20 protein-coding genes and 2 tRNA genes are annotated in these 21,247 nt (G+C 71.9%); 12 read left to right on the forward strand and 10 right to left on the reverse strand.

All coding sequences use genetic code 11. The features are described from left to right. Nucleotides 1-38 precede the first annotated feature (38 nt). Entirely contained in the window at nt 39-1,841 is a 1,803-nt protein-coding gene (locus K336_RS14170) for an LCP family protein (protein ID WP_021797888.1), read from the reverse strand. Nucleotides 1,842-2,067: 226 nt separating this feature from the next. On the opposite strand from K336_RS14170, the gene K336_RS0103640 reads away from it, so the two are divergent. Both K336_RS0103640 and K336_RS0103645 read left to right on the forward strand, forming a co-directional pair. Further along, nucleotides 2,068-2,161: transfer RNA gene (locus K336_RS0103640), tRNA-Ser, on the forward strand. Nucleotides 2,162-2,345: 184 nt separating this feature from the next. Next, nucleotides 2,346-2,418: transfer RNA gene (locus K336_RS0103645), tRNA-Arg, on the forward strand. On the opposite strand, the gene K336_RS20070 is transcribed toward K336_RS0103645, so the two are convergent. Further along, nucleotides 2,377-2,613 carry a helix-turn-helix domain-containing protein gene (locus tag K336_RS20070; RefSeq protein ID WP_390896297.1) on the reverse strand — a complete coding sequence of 79 codons (237 nt, stop codon included), beginning with the start codon at nt 2,611-2,613 and terminating at the stop codon, nt 2,377-2,379. The two genes, K336_RS0103645 and K336_RS20070, sit on opposite strands and share 42 nt — an antisense overlap. Before the next feature lie 195 nt (nt 2,614-2,808). On the opposite strand from K336_RS20070, the gene K336_RS14175 reads away from it, so the two are divergent. The 4 genes from K336_RS14175 (at nt 2,809) to K336_RS14185 (ending at nt 5,358) form a co-directional block, all read left to right on the forward strand. Next, nucleotides 2,809-3,000 (forward strand): helix-turn-helix domain-containing protein, encoded by a 192-nt coding sequence (locus K336_RS14175; RefSeq protein WP_021797886.1) that lies wholly within the window; start codon nt 2,809-2,811, stop codon nt 2,998-3,000. A 329-nt stretch (nt 3,001-3,329) separates the two neighbouring features. Beyond that, complete coding sequence (locus tag K336_RS0103660) at nt 3,330-3,566, forward strand: hypothetical protein (protein WP_021797887.1); 237 nt, start codon at nt 3,330-3,332, stop codon at nt 3,564-3,566. Between the two features lie 474 nt (nt 3,567-4,040). Continuing rightward, nucleotides 4,041-4,421 (forward strand): hypothetical protein, encoded by a 381-nt coding sequence (locus tag K336_RS16780; protein ID WP_123826115.1) that lies wholly within the window; start codon nt 4,041-4,043, stop codon nt 4,419-4,421. Then, nucleotides 4,414-5,358, forward strand: a complete 945-nt coding sequence (locus K336_RS14185) for a recombinase family protein (protein ID WP_051245372.1) — start codon at nt 4,414-4,416, stop codon at nt 5,356-5,358. Before K336_RS16780 ends, K336_RS14185 begins: the two co-directional genes overlap by 8 nt. A 390-nt stretch (nt 5,359-5,748) precedes the next feature. Here the strand turns inward: K336_RS14185 and K336_RS0103675 are convergent, their stop codons facing one another. Both K336_RS0103675 and K336_RS0103680 read right to left on the reverse strand, forming a co-directional pair. Continuing rightward, nucleotides 5,749-6,129, reverse strand: coding sequence for a hypothetical protein (locus K336_RS0103675; RefSeq protein WP_043150238.1), 381 nt, complete (start codon nt 6,127-6,129; stop codon nt 5,749-5,751). Continuing rightward, on the reverse strand, nt 6,126-6,338 hold the full coding sequence (locus K336_RS0103680; RefSeq protein ID WP_021797894.1) for a hypothetical protein: 213 nt from the start codon (nt 6,336-6,338) through the stop codon (nt 6,126-6,128). Before K336_RS0103680 ends, K336_RS0103675 begins: the two co-directional genes overlap by 4 nt. A gap of 310 nt (nt 6,339-6,648) precedes the next feature. On the opposite strand from K336_RS0103680, the gene K336_RS20075 reads away from it, so the two are divergent. Next, nucleotides 6,649-7,020, forward strand: a complete 372-nt coding sequence (locus K336_RS20075; protein ID WP_081660548.1) for an HNH endonuclease — start codon at nt 6,649-6,651, stop codon at nt 7,018-7,020. Beyond that, complete coding sequence (locus K336_RS0103690) at nt 6,962-7,255, forward strand: hypothetical protein (protein ID WP_021797880.1); 294 nt, start codon at nt 6,962-6,964, stop codon at nt 7,253-7,255. Before K336_RS20075 ends, K336_RS0103690 begins: the two co-directional genes overlap by 59 nt. Nucleotides 7,256-7,952: 697 nt before the next feature. On the opposite strand, the gene K336_RS0103700 is transcribed toward K336_RS0103690, so the two are convergent. Together K336_RS0103700 and manD are read right to left on the reverse strand one after the other, a co-directional pair. Next, on the reverse strand, nt 7,953-9,461 hold the full coding sequence (locus K336_RS0103700; protein WP_028706314.1) for an amino acid permease: 1,509 nt from the start codon (nt 9,459-9,461) through the stop codon (nt 7,953-7,955). Nucleotides 9,462-9,752: 291 nt separating this feature from the next. Further along, complete coding sequence (gene manD / locus K336_RS0103705) at nt 9,753-10,961, reverse strand: D-mannonate dehydratase ManD (protein ID WP_028706315.1); 1,209 nt, start codon at nt 10,959-10,961, stop codon at nt 9,753-9,755. Nucleotides 10,962-11,387: 426 nt separating this feature from the next. On the opposite strand from manD, the gene K336_RS19655 reads away from it, so the two are divergent. The 3 genes from K336_RS19655 (at nt 11,388) to K336_RS14195 (ending at nt 14,424) form a co-directional block, all read left to right on the forward strand. Beyond that, nucleotides 11,388-12,434 (forward strand): zinc-binding dehydrogenase, encoded by a 1,047-nt coding sequence (locus K336_RS19655; RefSeq protein WP_233418713.1) that lies wholly within the window; start codon nt 11,388-11,390, stop codon nt 12,432-12,434. A 515-nt stretch (nt 12,435-12,949) separates the two neighbouring features. Next, nucleotides 12,950-13,633, forward strand: coding sequence for an SDR family oxidoreductase (locus K336_RS0103715; RefSeq protein WP_021797905.1), 684 nt, complete (start codon nt 12,950-12,952; stop codon nt 13,631-13,633). Beyond that, a complete protein-coding gene (locus K336_RS14195) occupies nt 13,630-14,424 on the forward strand; it encodes a glycerophosphodiester phosphodiesterase family protein (protein WP_081660550.1) in 795 nt (264 codons plus the stop codon). Before K336_RS0103715 ends, K336_RS14195 begins: the two co-directional genes overlap by 4 nt. On the opposite strand, the gene K336_RS0103725 is transcribed toward K336_RS14195, so the two are convergent. Together K336_RS0103725 and K336_RS0103730 are read right to left on the reverse strand one after the other, a co-directional pair. Beyond that, on the reverse strand, nt 14,400-15,290 hold the full coding sequence (locus tag K336_RS0103725; protein ID WP_028706317.1) for a shikimate dehydrogenase family protein: 891 nt from the start codon (nt 15,288-15,290) through the stop codon (nt 14,400-14,402). The two genes, K336_RS14195 and K336_RS0103725, sit on opposite strands and share 25 nt — an antisense overlap. A gap of 29 nt (nt 15,291-15,319) precedes the next feature. After that, nucleotides 15,320-15,697, reverse strand: a complete 378-nt coding sequence (locus K336_RS0103730) for an adenosine deaminase (RefSeq protein WP_021797900.1) — start codon at nt 15,695-15,697, stop codon at nt 15,320-15,322. Nucleotides 15,698-15,988: 291 nt separating this feature from the next. Here K336_RS0103730 and K336_RS0103735 point away from each other — a divergent pair, with 291 nt between their 5' ends. After that, entirely contained in the window at nt 15,989-17,047 is a 1,059-nt protein-coding gene (locus K336_RS0103735) for a lactonase family protein (protein WP_028706318.1), read from the forward strand. Nucleotides 17,048-17,809: 762 nt separating this feature from the next. On the opposite strand, the gene K336_RS0103740 is transcribed toward K336_RS0103735, so the two are convergent. Next, a complete protein-coding gene (locus tag K336_RS0103740) occupies nt 17,810-20,275 on the reverse strand; it encodes an ABC transporter permease (RefSeq protein ID WP_028706319.1) in 2,466 nt (821 codons plus the stop codon). Then, nucleotides 20,275-21,045, reverse strand: a complete 771-nt coding sequence (locus tag K336_RS14200) for an ABC transporter ATP-binding protein (RefSeq protein ID WP_028706320.1) — start codon at nt 21,043-21,045, stop codon at nt 20,275-20,277. Before K336_RS14200 ends, K336_RS0103740 begins: the two co-directional genes overlap by 1 nt. Between the last annotated feature and the right edge of the window lie 202 nt (nt 21,046-21,247).

A 21,247-nucleotide genomic window follows, 5' to 3' on the forward strand; every position in this document is an offset into this window, starting at 1 on the left:
CCGCTTGGGCGATGGTGCCCGAGCGGGCCGCCGACCGGTCAGCCCACCGGGTTGTACTCGCAGGCGTCCGAGACGTTTTCGGCGGTGGCGCTCGTCGTGGGGGAGGACGCCGAGCTCTCCTCGTCGTGGCCGGTGCTGCCGATGCCGTGGCTGCCCGCCGTGCCGGCGTCCGTGCCCTCGTCCCCGGCGGCGGGGCTCGGGGCCCGGCTCGTCGCCGGGGACGAGGCGCTCGTTGCGGGGGCCGTGCCGCCGTTCTCGCTCTGGGCGACGGCGTCGGCCACCGCCGCGCGGATCGCGTCGTAGTCGGGGTTGCCCGGGTCGACCTCGAGGGCGCCCGAGGTGCTCGCGCCGGACAGGTTCTGGGCGATGACCAGGCGGCTCACCGTGCCGTCCTTGACGGTGAGGGCCAGATTGGCCAGGTTGTCGAGCAGGTCCTGCGGGATGTCGGTGCTCATCATGTTCTCGCTCGCTGCGGCGATCGCCTCGTAGCGGGTGAGCAGCGTCTGCGGGTTGACCTGCTTGATGATGGCGTTCACCAGGCAGCTCTGGCGGCGCATGCGGCCGTAGTCGTAGTCGGGGTCGTTGCAGCGGCTGCGGGCGTACCACATGGCGTCCTCGCCGTCGAGCGTCTGGTTGGGGCCGACGGTGAGGTATCCGTCGACGCCGCACTCCTCGTCGCCGTAGCCGTTCACGTGGCCGCCCTTGGCGATCGGGAAGTTGATGTTCACGGTGACGCCGCCCATCGCGTCGATGAGCGCTTGGATGCCGTCGATGTTGACCATCATGAAGTAGTCGATCTTGAGACCCGTGACGCCCTGGACGGCCATCTTCGTCGCATCGGCCCCCGGATAGTCGGTGTCGGTGAACAGCTCGGGGTGCTCCCGGGGCACCTCGTTCCAGATGGCGTTGACCATGTAGCTGTCCTCGCTGTCCGAGTAGCCGTCCCAGACGCGCCCGCCGGGGTAGGCCCCGGCCAGGGCGCTGCCCTCGGGGAAGGGCACGTTCTCGAGGTTGCGCGGCAACTGGATGATGACCGTGTCGCCCGTCGTGACGTCGACCGACGCCACCATGAGCGTGTCGGTCCGCAGACCCAGCTCGTCGTCGCGGTTCTCGCCGGAGTCGGCGCCGACGAGCAGGATGTTGAGTCGTCCCATGCCGGCCCACGGGTTGTCGCCGCTGACGTTCGGGCGGGTCTGCGAGCGCGAACCGGTGCCGAAGATGCTGCCCAGGACGATGCTCGTCTGCAGCGCGTAGGCCGAGGCGACGGCGGTGGGCGTGGCCACGAGGAGGGACATGAGGAAGACGACGCCCGCGCCGACCAGGCGCTGGGGGCGGGTCATGCGGCGCGGCCGCGAGACCAGATAGGTGCCGATGATGACGATGACCCACGCCAGCGCGCCGACGAGCAGGGCCACGGCGAGGACGAGCAGGTTGCGCGAGTTGGCGACGAGCGACACGAGCGTGCTGCGGTGCACGAAGGCGAGGACGGCGGCCGCGCCCCCGGCGATGAGGCTCACCGCGAAGAGGAACAGGCCGAGGAGGGTGCGCCGGGTGCCGACGAGGCCCAGCCCCGGGATGATCGAGCCGAAGGTGGTGCGGACCAGGGTCCGACCGAAGCCGGCCGAGCGGTCGTACAGCGGGCTGCCCGCGCCGTGAGTCGCGTGCTCCCCGTCGCGCAGGCCGACCTCCTCGACGTCGAAGATCTCACCGTCGTGGCCGGCCCCGGAGGCCTCCTCGTCGGCGGGACGGGCGTACCGGGGGGTGTAGGTGTAGGTGTCCTCTGCCGCTGCCCGGCGGGGACGGTTGCTGCGCGGGGCGTCGTCCTTGTCGTGGTTTGCCATGACACCTTCTTGGTCGTACGTGCCGGAGGTCGGGCCGGTCGACCCGTGCCCGGGCGGTCCGGGTCGAACCGGTCGGATGCGCTCCGACCGATTCCCTGACCCACCCATGATGCCCCGTGCAGCTGTGGACTGAGCGTGCCGCGCCGCGGAGCGCCCGCGTGGACGCCACGATCGGCGGTCGGCGCGTTGCCCGTCGCGCCCGCAACGGATATGGTTGGAGGCCGCTGGAGGTGTCGCCTAGTCCGGTCTATGGCGCCCGCCTGCTAAGCGGGTTTGGGACTCACATCCCATCGCGGGTTCGAATCCCGCCACCTCCGCCAGCCGGACAGCCCGCCGCATCCGCGGCGGGGCGGACTGCTTCTCCCTCCGGGGTCGGCGTGCCGCTCGCCCGGGGTTCCGCTCGGCGGGCGACAGACTGCTCTCCATCCGCGGTCCGTTCCGTCGTCCGGGGCGACTGGAGATTCCGCCGGTGAGGGGGTATTGTTCTTTCTCGCCGTCCGGCAAGCGCCCATAGCTTAATGGATAGAGCATCTGACTACGGATCAGAAGGTTGGGGGTTCGACTCCCTCTGGGCGCGCAGCGAAACGAGATGGGCCACGGGGACCCTGAGCACTGTGCTCAGGGTCTCCAGGTCTTCCAGGGACCATGCGCGCTTGCCCCGCCACTTCCTGCTCACCGAGCTTTGCGCTTGGTCGATTGCCATGCCCAGGCTCGTCTGGTTGAACCCCTTCCTCGCCGCCTCGGCGCGCACGTTGGCGGCGACTGCCTGCACTAGGTCGCTCTGGGTGGGGTGCGGAATGCGCGGACTTCACTCATGGCGCTCGAGCATGCCATACTGGCATGCTCGAGCGCCATGCGGGGTAGGAGACGTTAGACAGTTAGCTCAGAATGGCATACTTCAGGCTCCATGTGATCTCGAAACAGCATAATCCACCCTGTATCGGGTTGTCAGGTCATCAAGACTCTGATGGAGCAGCGCAGCATCACGCAGGAAGAGCTTGGCCGCCTCGTCGGACTTGCCCAGCCAGCGGTAAGCAAGCGGCTCAGCGGCGAGCGCCGGTGGCAGGTCGATGAGCTGGTCGCCCTGTCCAGGGCTTGGGGGGTCAGCGTCGACGAGCTCATCGGCAGCGGCCCCGGGCGCGAGGAGGCGGCGTCATGAGCGTCATCTTCGCGACGGTCTCGGCCGCGGGCGCGCTGCTCGCGCTTGCAGCCGCGGTCAGCACGTTCCTGGACGGCCGGCGATGAGCGCCGGTCAGTGGAAGGGCACGTGCGAGGCCCTCGACACCCTCGACTCGTAGCACGAGAGATGGCGGCATAGGCGCCGCCTCCAGCGTCGCCGCCGCCTCGTCGCGGGCGGTCTCCGCGCCGGTCTTCGCCTTCTTGGACAGGTTCGCCCTCCACCAGGCGAAGGCCGCCCCGGCGATCGGACAGGGCGGCGCAGACGGCGCTCACCGCGTCAGGCCAGCCATCCCACGAGGAGGCCGTGCTGTGAGCAGAGAGCTGTACCTCGACCGCGACGACATCGATCTCGTCGCCGCCGCCCTCCACAAGCTCGCCGACGGCTACCGGGCCACCGCCGCCCGGCCTGCGCCGGCCGGAGGCCCTCCCGTCTTCGGCCAAGGCGGCAGGCGCCGCGCCGCCAGGCAGGCCGGCCGCTGTGTGAACCTCGCCCAGCGGCTCAGCCGGTTCCCATCCGCACTCGCCGACGAAGGGCCACGCGCATGACCCCCAGAACCCCCAGATTCCAGCGCCGCAACTACGGCTCGGGGCACGGCTACACCCTCGACGGGCACAAGATCCCCGGTGTCACCACAATCATCGGGAAGACCCTCGACAAGCCCGCCCTCGTCGGCTGGGCGGCCAACACCACCGCCCGCTACGCCGTCGAGAACTGGGCCCACCTGTCCGCCGTCGACCCGATCGCCCGCTACGAGGAGCTCTCGAGGGCCCGCTTCAACACGGTGAAGAAGGCCGCCGACCAGGGCACCCGCATCCACGCCATGGCCGAGCAGATCGCGCTCGGCCGCGAGGTCGAGGTGCCTGAGGAGATCAGCCTCCAAGTCGAGGCCGCAGCCCGGTTCCTCGACCGGTGGGGGGCTCGAGACCGTCGCCGTCGAGTTCCCCGTCTGCCACACCGGCTACCGGTACGCCGGCACCGGCGACCTGCTGGTGCGCTCCGACCGGTTCGGCCTGTCCCTCATGGACTGGAAGACCGGCCGGGGCGTCTACGACGACTTCGCGCTGCAGCAGGCCGCCTACCGGTACTCGGACGTGATGCTCGCCGAGACCCCGCAGACCGGCCCGAGGGGCGGGCGGCGGCCGTCCCTGTGGGCGGAGGAGCCGATGCCCCAGGTCGACTCCGTGCTCATCGCGCACGTCACCGGTGACACCGTCGACCTTCACCCGATCCGCGCCGGCCGTGACGTGTTCGACGTGTTCCTGTACCTCCTCGAGGTCTACGAGGCGTGGATCCGGCGGACCGGCTGGGAGTTCCGCGACGCCGACACCTACGCGCCGACCATCGGCGCGGCCATCTACCCGGAGCAGGACCTGACGAGGGAGGGATTCCCCAATGAGTGACTTGAGTGAGCGGAGGGCCGGGCGCGTCGAGGACCAGGGCGACGAGCAGCCCGTCGGACAGGACGTCGCGGGTGGCGAGGTCATGCCCTACGTGGCGGCGCCGGTCGCGAACCGCGCCTCCGACCTGAGGGATGTCGCGACGGACTCGTGGACGGACGTCCTGGGCGACGTCGTCACTCTGTCGCGGGGGATCGCGGGCACCGAGTTCGTGCCGGCCGGGCTGCGCGGCTCGGTCGAGAAGACCACCGCGGCGATCCTGTACGGCCGCGAGCTCGGCCTTCCCCCGATGACCGCGCTCGGCTCGATCCACGTCATCGATGGTCGGGCCGGTACGTCGGCGGAGTCGATGCGCGCCCTGATCCTCCAGGCGGGCCATGAGCTCGAGATCCGCGAGATGACCACGAGTCGCTGCCGGATCGCCGGGCGCCGGCGGGGGAGTGAGTCGTGGACCGAGGCGGTCGCCGCGGAGGCCGAGTTCGACCAGGTGCGGATCCGTACCCGTGGCGGGTCGATGAAGCTGACGGAGAAGGACAACTGGCGGAACTGGCCGGCCGAGATGCTGCTGGCGAGGGCCACGACCCGGCTCGCTCGGATGATGTTCGCGGATGTGATCCATGGCATGCGCTCGACCGAGGAGTTGTCGGACATGACCGAGACCGGCCAGGCGCCTGCCGCCGGGCGGGCCGACGCCGGGCAGGTTCCGGCGCCGGCCGGGCGCACGAGGGTCGCCCGCAAGCGCAAGCCCCACGAGCCCCGGCAGGCCGCCGCGCCAGCAGAGTCCGGCCCTGCCGCCGAGCAGCCTCAGACCCCGGAGCGGCGGCGGAAGCCGCTGCTACACCCGGGCCGAGATGGCCGCACGCGGCATGCGGACCGACGGCCGGGACGTCTGGCATCTGAAGAGAGGACCGAGAGTGCCCGAAATCACCCCTACCGGTGAATCTAGGGCGGCTTCCCAGCCCGTCCGGGGCCCCCAGGGTCCGGCCCTGAAAGGCCGTCAGAATCTATTCTCGCGGGTTTCAGGAGTGGCGTGCGATGACTGGACCGCGAGTACGTGCCCCTGGAGCCCATGCAGGGCCGCACCGGCGGCCCCGAGCCGGCCTACGACGCCTCCTGGAACGACGAGACCCGAGTCCGCTGGCTGGGGCTACGACGCCTCCCGGACCGGCGTAGAACTGCGCGTCACCGCCGTCCGCCGCCCCGGCCGCCGGACCCGGTTCATGGTCAGCTGCGGCCCGGTGGGCTTCAGCGACTGCGGCGGCGAGACGGCATGCCAACTGATCCACGACCTGTCCGTCGGCTGGCAGGCCGGCTACGAGGCGGCCGGCGGTCAGCCGACGAGCTGGGCGGCCCGCTGGTGCGAGACCCCCATCAGGTGGCCGACGTCCCGCAGCGTCAGGCCCTCGTCCCGCAGTACCCGGGCGGCCCGCTGGTTCAGTTCGGCGGCGGCACGGTTCGCGGCCGCGGCGGCGGCCCGCTGGTCCTCGGCGCCTCGCATCGCCTCCCAGAACGCGTCGGGCAGCACCGGGGCCACTTCGATGCCGAACGAGTCCTCCGGCAGCCCGGACAGGTAGGCGATCGCCTCCCGGATGTCGTCGGCCGCCTGGTCGAGACGGCGCACCTGGGAGACGGCGCCGACCTCGGCGCACTCGGTCACCCACCACGGGCCACGGCCGCGCTCGGCCGTGACCGTGAACGTTCTGCGGCTCATCGCCACCACCCCTTCCCGCCGAGTTCGTCGGCGAACTGGTCGAAGAACTTGCCCGCGGTCACGTCGTCGACCTCGTTGTGGCGGCCGAGGGTGCGGGTCGTGTCTCCGACTTGCACGGCAGTGTGCCGGGTCAGTTCGCGGGTCTCGAATCGGAGGCCCCGCGCCTTGGCTGCGGCCTTGATCTTCTTGAGCGCTGCCTTGCGATTCACGAGTTTAGTCTAGCCCGGACTTGCAGGACAAGTCAAGCCCGCACTAGCGGTATTCGAGAGGGGTTTCAATTGACCGCCAACACACTCGACCAGCTCGACCAGATCCCGGCACTCGCAGCCGAGGTCCTCCTCACCACCGGGGCGAAGAACCCCAGCGGACACGCCCCAATTCGCGGCCACCGCCAAGACGCGCCCCCAGCGCCCGCGGACCAACCCCGTGGTACCGTAACCTGACAGATGGCGGGCGGAGCACGCCCAGAAACCCGAGGCCCCGAGCACCACAAGCCGAGGCCTTCACCATGACAACCCCATGGCCTACGTCGTCGACCACATCCTCCCGCTCTCCGCCGGCGGACCCGACACCATCGACAACAAGCAGCCGGCGCATCGGGTGTGCAATCGCCAGAAATCGGACAAGGTTTCCGGGATAAGCACGTCACAAGCGATGCGGATGCCATTCGTGCGCGATTCGACATTCGCAGAGGGACCACAGGAGCAACGGGAACAGACTGGGAAACGAGCACGGGCCCAGGGGGGATCCCCTCCGGAGGGCCCCAGCGGGCATCTCCGGCCAAGGCGGTATCCCCCCGGGCCGTCCTGGTCCGCAGCCGGAGGTGATCCGCATGACGCTGGTCAACTCAGCCCGCCAGGGCAGGCTGCCGGGGCTGAAGCGGCTCCGTGACATGCTCGCGGCCCAGCTCGACGAGTGCGATTCGAACCGCGACTTCGCCGCCCTGTCGACACGACTCATCGACGTGCTCGCGCAGATCGACGAGCTCGAGCAGGCGGCAGGGAAGAAACCGGCTGCACGCAAGGAGACCGGACTTGACGAGTTCACGCGCCGGCTCGAGGAACGCCAGCAGGTTCGGCGTCGAGACGCCGCCAAGGGTCCGCGTCGCGCCACCTCGTCGCGGTGACACGTACGGAGACCTGGCATGCTCCCTCGCCTCCTCCTACGGCCTCATCCCGGATGACTGGCAGGAGCTCGTGTTGTCGGACTGGCTGCGGGTGCGGGCCGGGCGGTGGGTGTCGCTCGACTGCGGGCTCTCATGCCCGCGGCAGAACGGCAAGAACGCCATCCTGGAGGTGTACGAGCTGTTCGTCACGGTCGGGCTCGGCCGGCGGGTGTTGCACACCGCGCACGAGGTCAAGACGGGCAGGAAGCACTTCCGGCGGCTCCGGTACTTCCTCGGGGAGCGCGCCGCCGACCCGGGGGCCGAGTTCCAAGAGCTCAACAAGCTCGTGCGCGAGATCAGGAACGTGAATGGCCAGGAGGGGATCTACCTGACGAACGGCGGCTCGATCGAGCTCGTCGCCCGCTCGAAGTCGTCAGGGCGCGGCTTCACCGTCGACACGCTCGTGTGCGACGAGGCCCAGGAGCCGACGGACGACGAGCTGCAGGCCATCAACCCCTCGATCTCCGCCGCGCCGTCCGGCGACCCGCTCGGCGACATCGCGCACATCCTGGGCGAGCTCCTCAAGGACCCGATCGGGTACCCGAAGCGCAAGGTTGGGGGTTCGACTCCCTCTGGGCGCGCAACGAGGGGCCCGCGCGGATCCGCGCGGGCCCCTCGTGCGTCCCGGAGTCTTCGGTGCGCCCGGGGGCGGAGCGGTTCAGGCGGTGATGACCACCGCGTCCCGTCCGGCGTCGTGGCGGCGGGCCAGCGCGTGGCGGCGGCCGTAGCCGGCGTAGATGACCAGGCCGATCACCATCCACACGAGGAAGCGCATCCATGTGGCCAGTGACAGGTTCATCATCATGTACAGGCAGGCCAGTACCGAGACGATCGGCAGCACCGGCGAGAACGGCACCGTGAACGGGCGCTCCAGGTCGGGTCGGGTGCGGCGCAGGATCGGGACGGCCGCGCTGACCACGACGAAGGCGAACAGCGTGCCGATCGAGACCATGTCGGCCAGGGCCCGCAGCGGGACGAAGCCGGCCAGCGTCGCGACGAGGATCGTCGTGAGGAGGATGACACGGTAGGGGGTGCCCCACTGCGGGTGCACCCGGGCGATCGCCATGGGCAGCAGGCCGTCGCGGCTCATGGCGAAGGCGATGCGTCCCATGCCGATGATGTCGACGAGGATCACCGAGGTGAGTCCGCAGATGGCGGCGATCGCGATGAGCGCGCCGGCCCAGCCCAGGCCCACCGACTTGAAGGCCTCGGCCACCGGGGCGCCCTCGTCGATCTCGGTGTACTTGACCATGCCCGTGACGACGAGGCAGACCGCCACGTACAGGGCGGTGCAGATGCCCAGCGTGCCGAGCACGCCGCGCACCAGGTCGCGCTGCGGGTTCCTCGTCTCCTCGCCCATGTTGGCGACGACCTCGAAACCCGAGTATGCGAAGAAGACGACGGCGGCCGCGGTGAGGATGCCGGCCACGCCGAAGGTGGACGGCGAGACGCCGGTGACGGCCTGGACCAGGCTCGTCTCCCATCCGGTCCGGCCGTTCTCGGTCGTGGACACCGGGTCGGGAATGAACGGCCGGTAGTGCGCCGCCCGGATGAAGAAGACGCCCACCGCGATGATGAAGATGCAGATGGTCACCTTGATGATGACGAGGGCGTTCGTCACGCGCGCCGACTCCTTGGCGCCGATCATCGCGATGAGCCCGAGCAGCACCGCGATGAGGATGCCGCCCACGTTGACCGTCGACGTCTCGCCGAAGAGGGCGTCCGGAAGGTTGAACAGCGACTTGAGATAGCCCGACCAGCCTCGCGAGACGACGCCGGCGCCGAGCGCGAACTCGAGGACGAGGTCCCAGCCGATGATCCAGGCGAAGATCTCGCCGAGCGTCGCGTAGGCGTAGGTGTAGGCCGAGCCGGCGGTCGGCACGGTCGAGGCCATCTCGCAGTAGCACAGCGCCGCGAGCAGGGCGATGAGGCCGGCCAGTGCGTACGAGATGGTGACGGCCGGGCCCGCGTGGTCGCGGGCCTCGATGCCGGTCAGGGTGAAGATGCCGGTTCCGATGACCATGCCGATGCCCAGCCCGAGCAGGTCCCGGACGGTCAACCGGCGCTTGAGGACGCCGGGGGAGGCGGCGTCGGCGGCAGCGTCCTCGGACTGCTGGGCGATGATGTCCTCGATCGGCTTCAGACGAAGCACTCCATGTCTGCTCACCTGCTCACGGTAATGCCTTGACGTGAAGACATCTTCGCCGTCCACGTTAATTTCGGGGTCGGGGCGTGACCGAGGGCCGACGTGGAGGCCGGCCGGCTCGTGGGGTCGGCCGGCTCGTGGGGTGCTGGTTGGTGCCGGCCGGGGCCTGGACCGGCTCGTCCCCCTTCCGCTCCCACCTCGGTCTTGTGTTCGCACCTCGGACGTGCCCCGGGCGTCAACGTGAGGGTGAGATGGGAACGGACACGGAGCCGGTTCCGCGGGTGATGGGCGCCCCGGACGGGCGACCGGCCCTCACCAGTCGTACATGCCGCCGTCGCGCAGGCGGTTCACCGGCAGCGACCTCGGCTCGTACGGGTAGCGGGCCGCCGCCTCCTCGTCGAACTCGACGCCCAGTCCCGGGGTGCCGTCGAGTGTGATGACGCCTCCTTCGAGTCGGTAGTGGGGAGTGAAGACCCGCCAGGTGTCCTCGGGGTAACCCATGTACTCCTGCATGCCGAAGTTCGGGATCGTCCAGTCGAGGGCGAAGTTCGCGGCCTGGCCGATGGGGGAGATGTCCGAGGCCCCCTGAAGCCCCGAGCGGACGCCGTAGACGTCGGCGAGCGCCAGGATCTGGCGCAGGTGCGTCAGCCCGCCGCCGTGGGTGACGGGGATGCGGATGTAGTCGATGAGACGTTCGGTGATCGCGTGCTGGCAGTCGTGGACGCTGTTCCACACCTCGCCGACGGCGATCGGGCAGCTCGTGAGGGAGCGGACGGTGGCGAAGGCCCGCTGGTCCTCCTCGGGAGTGGGGTCCTCGAGCCAGAACATGCGGTAGGGCTCGAGCCGGCGGCCCATCCAACCGGCCTGGCTCGGACTGAGGCGGTGATGACCGTCGTGCAGCAGCTCGAAGCCGTAGCCGAGCTCGTCGCGGGTGGCCCTGATGAGTTCGGGCAGGAAGTCCAGATAGGCGCCGGTGTCCCACTCCTCGACGTCCGGAAGGACGCTGCTGGCCGGCTCGTACTCCTCGTCCCCCCTGGCGACGCCGTAGGCGGTGGGCACGCCGGGCACCTGCGCCTGGACGCGGAGGGCCCGGTATCCCTCGGCCAGCCTGGCGGCCGCGTCGGTGAGGGCCGCCTCGACGGTGTGACCGGTGCAGTGCGGGTAGGCGGTGATGAAGTCGCGGGCCCGGCCGCCGAGCAACCGGTGGACGGGCACCCCGAGGGCCTTCGCGTTGAGATCCCACAGGGCCTGGTCGATGGCGGAGATCGCCGACATCGTGACGGGTCCGCGGCGCCAGTAGGCGCCCCGGTAGCAGTACTGCCAGATGTCGTTGATGCGGCTCGCATCGGCCCCGACGAGGGTCGGGGCCACGTGGTCGGCGACATAGGACGCGACGGCCAGTTCGCGGCCGTTCAGCGTACCGTCGCCGTAGCCGACGAGGCCGTCGTCCGTGGCGATGCGCACCGTGCAGAAGGCGCGACCCGGCGAGCACACCAGGACGTCGACGGACTCGATCCTCATGGTTCTCCTCGTGAAACGATTGGTTCACCCAATGGAAAGCATAGTGCCCTCGGACCCGTCCGGCGAGATGGCCGCACCCACCTCCTCATCGGTCGGGCCCGGGTCGGGCGCGGCCTGGGCGTTACCCGTGACGGGGCGTGGTGGTGGCCCGGGCGCGCGGAGCCGGGGCGCCCTGCGCGGCGCCGCCAACATTCCCGGACGGTCTGGCCCGGGCGTGCGCGGCCGGGGCTCGGACCGGCGGCACATGGGGCGGAGTTTCCCGTTCGGACCTCGACGTGTGCGGTCGGGGTCACCAAGGGTCTCTGATCGGTGGGGAATCGGGGCGGGCCCGGGTCGGGCGGGGCCGCGCAGGATCATGCCCCAGGACGAGCGGCGCCCCGGCGGTCGTCCCTTGTCGGGCGTGCGCCCGATCATTGGCCTGGCCCCGTGACCGAGAAGCGCACGGCGGACGGGGGCGCGGCGGGTCCCGTCGCGTCGGCGACGATGCGGGCCGTCGTCCTCGAGGAGCCCGGACCGGCGACGAGGCTCCACGTGCGCGAGCTTCCGGTGCCCGAGCCGCCTCGGGGCTGGGTGCGCATCCGCGTGCGGGCCTTCGGGCTCAACCACTCCGAGCTCATGACCCGGCTTGGGCTGTCGGGCGATGCGGTGCACCTGCCGCGCGTGCTCGGCATCGAGGCCGTCGGGCAGGTCGACGTGGACACCACCGGGACCCTGGCGCCGGGCACGCGGGTCGCCACGATGATGGGCGGCATGGGCCGCGAGTACGACGGCGGCTACGCGCAGTACACCTGCGTGCCGGCCGGGCAGGCCATCGCCTTCGACTCCGGCCTGGACTGGGCGACGCTCGGCGCCGTCCCCGAGATGCTCCAGACCGCGTACGGCTCGCTCACCACCGGCTGCGACGGGCGGGAGGGTCAGAGCCTGCTCATCCGTGGCGGTACGACCTCGGTCGGCATGACCCTGGCGGTGCTGGCGAAGCAGCGGGGCATGACGGTGCTCGCCACGGCGCGCCGCCCGGAGAGCGTCGCTGGCCTGGTCTCGCTCGGCGTCGACCACGTGCTCGTCGACGGCGGGACCGTCGCCGCCGAGGCGCGGCGGCTCGTGCCCGGCGGTGCCGACTGCGCCGTCGAGCTGATCGGCGCCACGACCTTGCGCGACACCGTGCGGGCGCTGCGCCGCGGCGGCGCGGGGCGTCCCGGGGGCGTGTGCTGCTTCACCGGCATGGTCTCGCACGAGTGGTCGCTGCAGGACTTCTACCCCATCGACTTCCTGCCCAACGGGGTGCGGCTCACCGCCTACTCGGGCGAGGCCGCCGACCTGCCCGCCGAGGTGCTCCAGCGCTTCCTCGATGACGTCGCGGCGGGCCGGGTGCGCGTGCCGATCGGGCGGGTCATGGGGTTGGACGAGGTGCCGGCGGCCCACCAGCTGCTCGAGGACGGCGCCGCCGGCGGGAAGATCGTCATCGTCGTCTGACCCCGGCCCGCCGCGCCTCCCTCCGCGATCACGGCTCTCCCGTCTCCCGGTCCCGGCGTCCCCTTCTCGCCCCGTTCTCCCGCCCCGTTCGCACCGCACCTCCCGTCCTCCCGCTCCCGCCTCACTTTCGGTCCCCTGCGTTCGCACCGCACTTTTACGCTGACACCCGGGATATGTCCGAGGTGCGAGCGCAAGAGTGAGGTGGGGGCACGAATGTAGAGGTGCGAGCGGCAGGGCGACGTGCATCGCGCCTCCAGGCCGAACGCTCCGCAGACGACCGGCACGGGCCGGGTGGACGGGGATGCCCGCATCTTCCGGAGGGACGAGGGTGCTTCCGCGGGTGGACGGGGATGCCTACCCAGCTCCTGGAGCGCCGGCCCCGCCTGCGGTGCTCCCCCCGGGTGGACGGGGATGCCTACGCCGCTGATCTGGGAGCAGGGCATTGACCGGTGCTCCCCCGGGCGGACAGGAATGCCCGTGCCTGCCGAACGGCCCCGGGCCCGTAGGCTTGGGCCATGAGTGAGCGCAAGAGTGTTCTGGTCACCGGTGCGACCCGCGGCATCGGCCGCGCGATCGCCGAGGAGCTGGCCGGCGACTGGCACGTCGTCGTCGGCGGGAGGCGCCCCGATGCGGTGCACGCCCTGGTCGAGTCCCTGCCCAGCGCCGAACCCTTCATCGCCGACGTGCTCGACGGCGACGCCCTCGTCGCGGCCGCCGCGCCCATCACCGAGCTCGATGCCCTCGTCCCGTGCGCAGGGCAGACCACGCTCGGGCGCATCGCCGAGCTCACCCCCGAGCAGTGGCGCGCCGAGTTCGAGCTCAACGTCATCGCCCCGGCCCAGCTGACCCGCCTCCTCCTGCCGGCCCTGCGCGCCCGCAGCGGCCACGTCGTCTTCATCAACTCCGGCGGCGGCTTCCACACCCGCGGCAACGACGCCTGCTACTCGGCGTCCAAGCGCGCCCTCATCGCCGTCGCCGACGGCCTGCGCGCCGAGGAGGCCGGTGTCGTGCGCGTCACCTCGATCCACCCCGGCAAGGTCGACACCGACATGCAGGTGGCCATGCAGGCCGAGCTCGGCAACCCGTACGAGCCCGAGCGCTACCTTCGTCCCCACGACGTCGCCCGCACCGTGCGGCTCGCCCTCACGATGGACCCCGGCGCCGTCATCGACATGCTCTCCGTCAGACCCACCCGGTGACGCGGATCTGGGCCCACCGGGGCGCCAGCAGGGCCGCGCCCGAGAACACCGTTCCCGCCTTCACCGCCGCCGCGGCGCTCGGCGCCGACGGCGTCGAGCTCGACGTGCAGCGCACCCGCGACGGCCGGCTCGTCGTCTGCCACGACGAGCAGATCGACCGGACGAGCACCGGCCACGGCTGGATCCGCGACATGAGCCTGGCCGAGCTGCACCGCCACGACTTCTCGTGCGGCCGCGCCGACTTCGCCGGCACCCGCATCCCCACGCTCGACGACGTGCTCACCGCCCTGGCCGGCACCGGCCTGAGCGCGAACATCGAGCTCAAGAACTCGGTCGTGTCCTATCCGGGCATGGAGGCCGAGGTGGTCGAGACCGTCGAGCGACTGGGCTGGGGCGGCCGGGTGATCTACTCGTCGTTCAACCACGCCTCGATGCGGCTCATGGCCCGGATGGGCGAGCGCGTCGGCCTGCTCTACGACGAGGTGCTGCGGAGGCCGACCAGGTACGCCCTCGACCTCGGGGCCGCGGCGCTCCACCCCTCGGGGAGGGTCATGGCGATCGCGCCGCACACGGTGCGCAAGGCCCACCGCAAGGGCATCGAGGTCAACGTGTGGACGCTCGACCGCCCCGAGCAGGTGCGCGCCGCGCTGGCCCTGGACGTCGACGCGATCATCACGAACACGCCCGACGCGGCCCTCGGCGTGCGCGATGCAGCGGGCGGGAGCCTCCGGCCCGACAAGGGGACCCGAGCCAGGACCTCGGACTGTCAGCTGTCCCGGCGGCGCGCCTGACTGTCCCGGCGGCGCGCCAGTTCGGCGGCGCAGGCCGCCAGCAGGGGCTCCGGGTCGGGCGTCAGCCCGGTCATGAGCTGCACCTGACCGATGCCCTGGAAGACGAGCAGGTCGATGCCGTCCACGCTGACCCGGCCCGCCGCGGCGGCCGCCAGCGAGAGCGCGGACGGGTGGCGCTCGTAGAAGACGTCGAAGACGACCGGGGCGGCACGGACGATCCGCGCGGCCTCGGCGTCGGTGAAGTCGACCGGTGCGATCGACAGCAGCAGATCGGCCCGGTCGGTGCCCAGACCACCGGGGGCCGACAACTCGCCCCAGCCGACCACGTCGAGGTCGATGCCGTGGCGGGCGGCCACCTCGTCCAGGCTGGCGTGGGCGCGCTCAAGGCTGCGGGCGATGACCTCGGCGTGCCGGACGCCGATGCGGGACAGGGCGGCCAGCCCGCTGCGGGCGGTGGCGCCCGCGCCCACCAGGATCGCGCTGTCGGCGCTCGTCAGGCCGCGGTGCGCCAGGGCGCCCGTCATGCCGGGCACGTCCGTGTTGTAGCAGCGGTTGGACTCCCGGCGGCTCGTCCGCCGGGACCCGTCAACGGCGCCGAAGATGATCGTGTTCGCCGCGTCCAGCGCCGTGACGAGCGGTTCCGGTGTGCCGTGGGCGATGATCGCGGACTTGAACGGCATCGTCACCGACAGCCCCACCCAGCTGGAGTCCAGGCCGGACAGGAACTCGTCCAAGTGCCCGGGCTCGACGTCGATCGCCTCGTAGCTCCAGCCGCTCAGGCCGAGCGTCTCGTAGGCGGCCATGTGCAGGGCGGGTGACAGCGAGTGCGCGGCGGGGTGGCCGATGACGGCGCAGCGGTGCTGCACGGAAGCGGTCCGCTGTGCTTCCCGCCCGGTCATCGTGTCCCGCCCAGGCGCTCGTCGATCTCGGTGCGCAGCCGGACCTCGAGGCCCCGAGAGGCCCGCGAGATGTCCACCGCGTTGCGGCTCGGCCGGGCAGGGAGGGCCTCGCGGGCAGGGAGGGCCTCGTCCGCCCCGCCCTCGTCGACGACCGGCCGAAGGCTCTCGGCGATGCAGCCGCCGATGCGGGCCGGGTCGGCGGAGGCGTACGAGGCGCGGTCGTACGGGGCGCGCACCTGGTCGGCGGTGCCATGGGCGAGCGCGATCCCGTTGCGCCCGGCGAGGGCGAACTTCGACTCCGGTTCGGGGGTGCCCCCGGCGCGCGGGTGCGGTTCGGCCTTCGGCAGGCCGGCGACGAAGGGGCTGATGTGCATGGGTCAGGACCTCACTGTGGCAGAAGCGGACGGGTACCCGGACACAGACTCTACGCAACCGGACTCCCATCGGCCCGCGCCCTGACCGCGGAGTGGATCCTCCTCGGCCCCGCCCCGCGGTCCACGGGTTCAGTCCACCCCGGGGTTGCGGAACAGGCCGCACCCGAGGCGGCAAGAAGTGAATCGCCCCGCCCCGCACGCCTCCGCACCGGAGTCGACGACGGCATGGCCGACTACAGTTGGCGTGCACCCGGATCGCCTGCACAGCAGCCGCGACAACAGGAGGAACCCATGGCCACGTACCTGTGCCTCGTCGCCGGGCGCCTCGACGACGTGCTCACCAGCCTCATCGTCGACGACGAGTCCGGCGTCGTGCGGGTCGCCGGGCGCACCGCCACCGGCCCGCGCCCCATGCCCGTCGTCGTCGACGCCGCCCGCGCCCTGGTGCACGTCGGCAACGGCGGGGACCCGCACAGCATCACCACCGTGACCTGGGCGCCCGACGGGTCGACGAGCCCGGTCGCCACGGTGGACTGCCCGATCGCCCAGACCTACATGAGCGTCGTCGGCGACCTGCTCATGGCCGTCAGCTACGCCGGTTGCGAGTTGGCCTGCGCGCGCCTCGGCGCCGACGGGCTCGTCGACGCCTCCAGCTGGCAGGTGGTCCGCACCGGCCATCAGCCTCACTGCATCGTCCCCAGCCCCGACGGCCGGCACGCCTACCTGAGCCTGCTCGGCGAGGACCGCCTCGCGGGCTTCCGCGTCGCCGGAGGCCGGCTCGTGCCCGACGAGTCCCTCGGCGCCCGCCTCGACCCCGGGGCCGGGCCGCGGCACATCCGTCTCTCGCCCGACGGCTCCTCGCTCTACGTCACCGAGGAGTTCGGCGGGCGGGTCGTCCACCTGCGCCGCGACTCGGACAGCGGGGTGCTCGAGCCCAGCGGCAGCACCATGGACTGCGTCGCGCCGGAGGCCGGGCTGCGTCGCGGTGTCTTCGTGCCGCCCGGGCGCCGGCCCGCCGTCGACGAGTCCGAGCGCCGCATCTGGGGCTCCGACCTCGTCATCGCCCCCGACGGCGCCTGGGCGGTCGCCTCCGAGCGCCGCGCATCGACGCTCACCATGGCCGCCCTCGGCCCCGACGGACGCTTCGGCGCCCGGCTCGCACGGATCGTCACCCAGCCGCAGCCGCGCGGCATCGGCCTGATCGGCCCGCACCTGGTCATCGCGGGGGCCGAGCTCGGCGACGCGGCGAGCATCCACCGGGCCGGACCCGAGGGCCTGAGCGAGCTTGCCGTCGTCGACGGCCTGGGCGGGCCCGTCTGGATGGAGTCCGTTCCCCTCGACCCCGCGTGACGGGGAGCGCGAGTGGCCGCCGTGAAGCGGAGTTTCCTCACCGACCTCGGCCCAGCGTCCGGGATGCGCGGCCCCGGTGGGGTCGTCGACGCCGCCAGTGCGAGGCGCCGGCGGGGAACGCCCCGAGGGGCCGTGGTCGCGCGGGGCGCGGCGGCGGGTTCGTTCTGACCGGCAGCCCGGTGCCGGTCTGCCCGGCGACCGGATCGTCGTTCGCGCGCGCAGGGATGGGGTGCGGGCCGTGCTGATCGCGGCGGAGGTGAGTGCTCGCCGTTCGTGCGCGGGGATGGGGTCTTTTGCTCCCCGTCTCCCCCCAGCAGGGGGCCAGCCGATGATTCGCGCGCGGGGAGGGGCCCGCCTCAACGACGCACTCGCCGCCGAACGTGGCCCGATGATTCGCGCGCGGGGAGGGGGCGGGGTCGGCGTGGACGGCGGCGAGGCCGGTGCCCGATGATTCGCACGCGCGGGAAGAGGCCCTGGCCGACCAGAGGGGGGCTCGCGGACACTGGACGATGATTCGCATGCGCGGGGAGGGGCCTTGGCGGGGCCGGCGTCGTCGAGGCTCGCGCGCACACGCGCCGGGAAGGGCCCCTCGGGAGGCGGATGAACCGCTCCCGAGGGGCCCTTCTGCGGTGCCCGGTCCCCCTGTCCGGTGCATCGCCCGACCGACCAGGGCGTCCTGCCGGCCTCCGGTCGGGGTCGTCGTGCCGACCCTCGGTCAGGGCCTGCCAGCTGGTCGGTCGGTGGTCGGGACCTGCCGGCCGGTCAGTCGGCGGTCAGGGCCGCCGAGGGCGCGACCCGCACCGCCCGCGCCGCCGGCGCCAGCGAGGCGAGCCAGCCGGCCAGCAGGGCGACCGCCGCGATGAGGGCCAGCCTCGGCCACGGCACCTGGATGGCCAGGGGGATGCCGGGCGAGGCCAGCAGGGCCTTCGCCCCGGTGATCCCGAGAACCACGCCGAGTGCCAGCCCGATGACCGTCGCCACGGCGGCCAGCGTCACCGACTCCCAGCCGACCATCTGACGCACTTGGCCCTTCGTCATGCCCAGGGCCCGCAGCAGCCCCAGCTCCTGGGTGCGTTCCAGCACCGACAGGCTCAGCGTGTTGCCCACGCCGACCACGGCGATGATGACGGCCATTGCGAGCAGGCCCATGGCGACGAGCAGCACCGCGTCGATCATCTGCTGGTACTCGGCGCGCTGGGCGGCGCCGCTGTTGATCGAGGCGTTCTTCAAGGCGTCGATCTGACCGATACGGGTCGTGACCCGCTGGGCGTCCGCCTTGTCGGCGTAGCGCACCCAGGCGGTGTTCGCGGCGTCCGGCGACAGCTGCGTCATCGTCGCCGGCGTGACGACGAGGGCATCCGAGTACGAGGAGTCGACGTCGGCCGTCAGCTCGACGCTGCGGCCCTCGTGGCTCACCGTGACCCGCTGGCCGTCGGTGAAGTCGGTGTCGTTGGTGCGGAACGTGCCGTCGGCGAGACCCTCGTAGCGCTGCGGGACCCGCGAGATCCCGGCGGCCGCGGACGAGACGCCCACCACCTGCACGTCCCTGTTCGTCCCCTCGTCATCGGCCTGCGCCTGGACGGTGGGCACGAGCTCGGCGGCGGAGACGTCGGGGACGTTGCGGATCTGGTCGAGCACCTCGTCGCTCACGCCGTCCGGGGCCTCGACCACCGCGTCCTGCGGGAAGTGCGAGCCGAGCTCGCGGTCGACCGTCGCCTGGGAGCAGGCGGCGCCCACCGTGAGCACGCCGATGAGCGTGACGCCGACGAGCAGGGCGTTCGCCGTCGCGGCGGCCCGGCCGGGATTGCGGCGCGAGTTCGCGACGGCCAGGTCGCCGGGGACGCTGGCGCGCCGCAGCGGCGCGCCGATGAGCCTGGCGAGGGCCGGGATGAGGCCGCGGCCCAGGACGATGACGCCCAGGAAGGCCAGGCCCGCGCCCGACATGGCGGTGAGCAGGGTCGCCGTCCTGCGGGCCTCGTCGTCGCTCGTGCCCGCCGCGTGCCAGCCGGCGACGAGCAGGGCCGCGCCGACCAGGAGGAGCAGGCCGCCCAGTACGCCGCGGACGACGCCGAACCGCTTGGCCCTGGTGGTGGCCAGCTCCGGGTGGAGGGCGGCCAGGGGCGCCACTCCGGTGGCCTTGCGGGCCGCGCCGAGGCTCGACAGGAGCGTGATGAGGATGCCCACGACGAACGGCGCGACGAGGGCCCCGACACTCGCGGTGAAGGGCACCTCCATGGCGAACGCGCCCTGCCCGAGGCGCAGGAACAACCATGTCAGGCCGGCGCCGAGGACGACGCCGACGGCCGAACCGAGGGCGCCGAGCACGAGGGCCTCGCCGAGCACGGTGGCGAGGACCTGGCCCTTCGTCGCGCCGACGCAGCGCATCATGGCGAGCTGACGGGCGCGCTGGGCGACGAGGATCGAGAAGGTGTTCGCGATGACGATCACCGAGACGAACAGGGCGATGCCGGCGAACACGAGAAGGAGGTTCGTGATCGACTGGGACTCGCCGGTCAGCCGGTGGATCTCGTGCTGCATCTGCTCCTCGCCGGTGCGCACGGTGAGACCGCCGTCCTTGACGACGCCCAGATCGGAGAGGGTCGTCCGCAGGGCGGTGGGGTCGGAGCCCCGGACCATGAGGGCCTCGTAGCCGGGGATGCCGGTGATGGCGACGGCGCCGGTGTCGGTGGCGTAGACGTAGTCGCTCCGCGATGCGGTGTCGGAGTCGACGAAGCCGACGACGGTGGACTGCCGGGGCCCCTTCTCGTTGGCGTAGCTGCGCGTCGTGATCTGCTCGCCCAGCGTGATGCCGTAGCTGTCACGCATGTGGGTGCTGATGGCGACCTCCTCGTCGGACTGGGGCAGGCGGCCCTCGGCGAGGCTGGTCCCGTCCTCGAGGCGCGGCAGGTTGTCGACGCCGATCTGGGCCTGGGCCCCGGAGCTGGTGAGCACGGCGTAGCTCCGGTAGAGGGCGCGGGTGCCCTGCACGCCCGGGGCGCCGTTCACCGCGTCGATGACCGACTGGTCGATGACCGATTCGGAGGCGGACGAGGAGTTCCCGTCGTCGGGCGGGGTGATGACGGCGGCGGCGTCGCCGATCTCGCGGCCGGCGAGCTGACGCACCGAGGCGTTGAGCGAGGATCCGAACAGCAGGGCCGCGGTCACGAAGGCCACGCCGAGGACGATGGCGATGCCGGCGCTGAGCAGCCGGCGGGGCTGGCGCAGCATCAGTGCTCACCGCCCTCGGCCGGGACCGGCTGACCGGCGGCCTGAGCGGGACGTCCGGGCATCGCATGGAGGGGCTTGTCGGCGATGATCCGACCGTCGGCCAGCTGGAGGAGCCGGTCGGCGTAGCCTGCGGCGTGCGGGTCGTGGGTGACCATGACGATCGTCTGACCGAGCTCGTGGACGCAGCGCGTGAGGAAGTCGAGGAGCTCGTCGCTGGAGGCCGAGTCGAGGGCGCCGGTCGGCTCGTCGGCGAAGATGACGTCGGGGCGGGTGATGAGCGCGCGGGCCGCGGCGACGCGCTGGGCCTGGCCGCCGGACAGCTCGCCGGGGCGGTGTCCCAGACGCTCGGTGAGGCCGAGCACCGTGACGATCGTGGTGAACCACTCCTCGTCCGGCTTGACATGGGCGAGTTTGAGGGGGAGCAGGATGTTCTCGCGGGCGCTCATCGTCGGCAGCAGGTTGAACGACTGGAAGATGAAGCCGATGCGGCGTCGGCGCAGCAGGGTGAGCGCCTTGTCGTTGAGGGAGGTGGCGTCCACCTGGCCGATGACCACCCGGCCCTCCGTGGGGGTGTCCAGCCCGGCGGCGCAGTGCATGAGCGTCGACTTGCCCGAGCCCGAGGGGCCCATGATGGCGGTGAACTGGCCGCGCCGGAAGTCGACGGTCACGTGGTCGAGCGCCACGACGCGGGTGTCGCCCTGCCCGTAGACCTTCGTGAGCTGCTCGGTGTGCACCGCAGCCGTCGTCGGCTGCGCGATCGTTGTCGTCATGGTGATCCTCTTGTCGGAATGCTTTGCGACGAGGGGAATCACTCGCCGCCGGTGATCCCATCGTTCTCGGGCCCGGCGTGCCCGCACATCGGGCGCGGGGCGGGTTCGCGGTTCATACCGGGGAGGGAGCCGTCGTCGTCGACTCGTCCGATCGGAGGAGGAACGGGCGTCCGGGCCGACTACGGGGAGGAGGGGCCCTCGG

The organism is Propionibacterium acidifaciens DSM 21887 (assembly GCF_000426605.1).
In the GTDB taxonomy this organism is placed as follows: Bacteria; Actinomycetota; Actinomycetes; order Propionibacteriales; family Propionibacteriaceae; genus Propionibacterium; species Propionibacterium acidifaciens.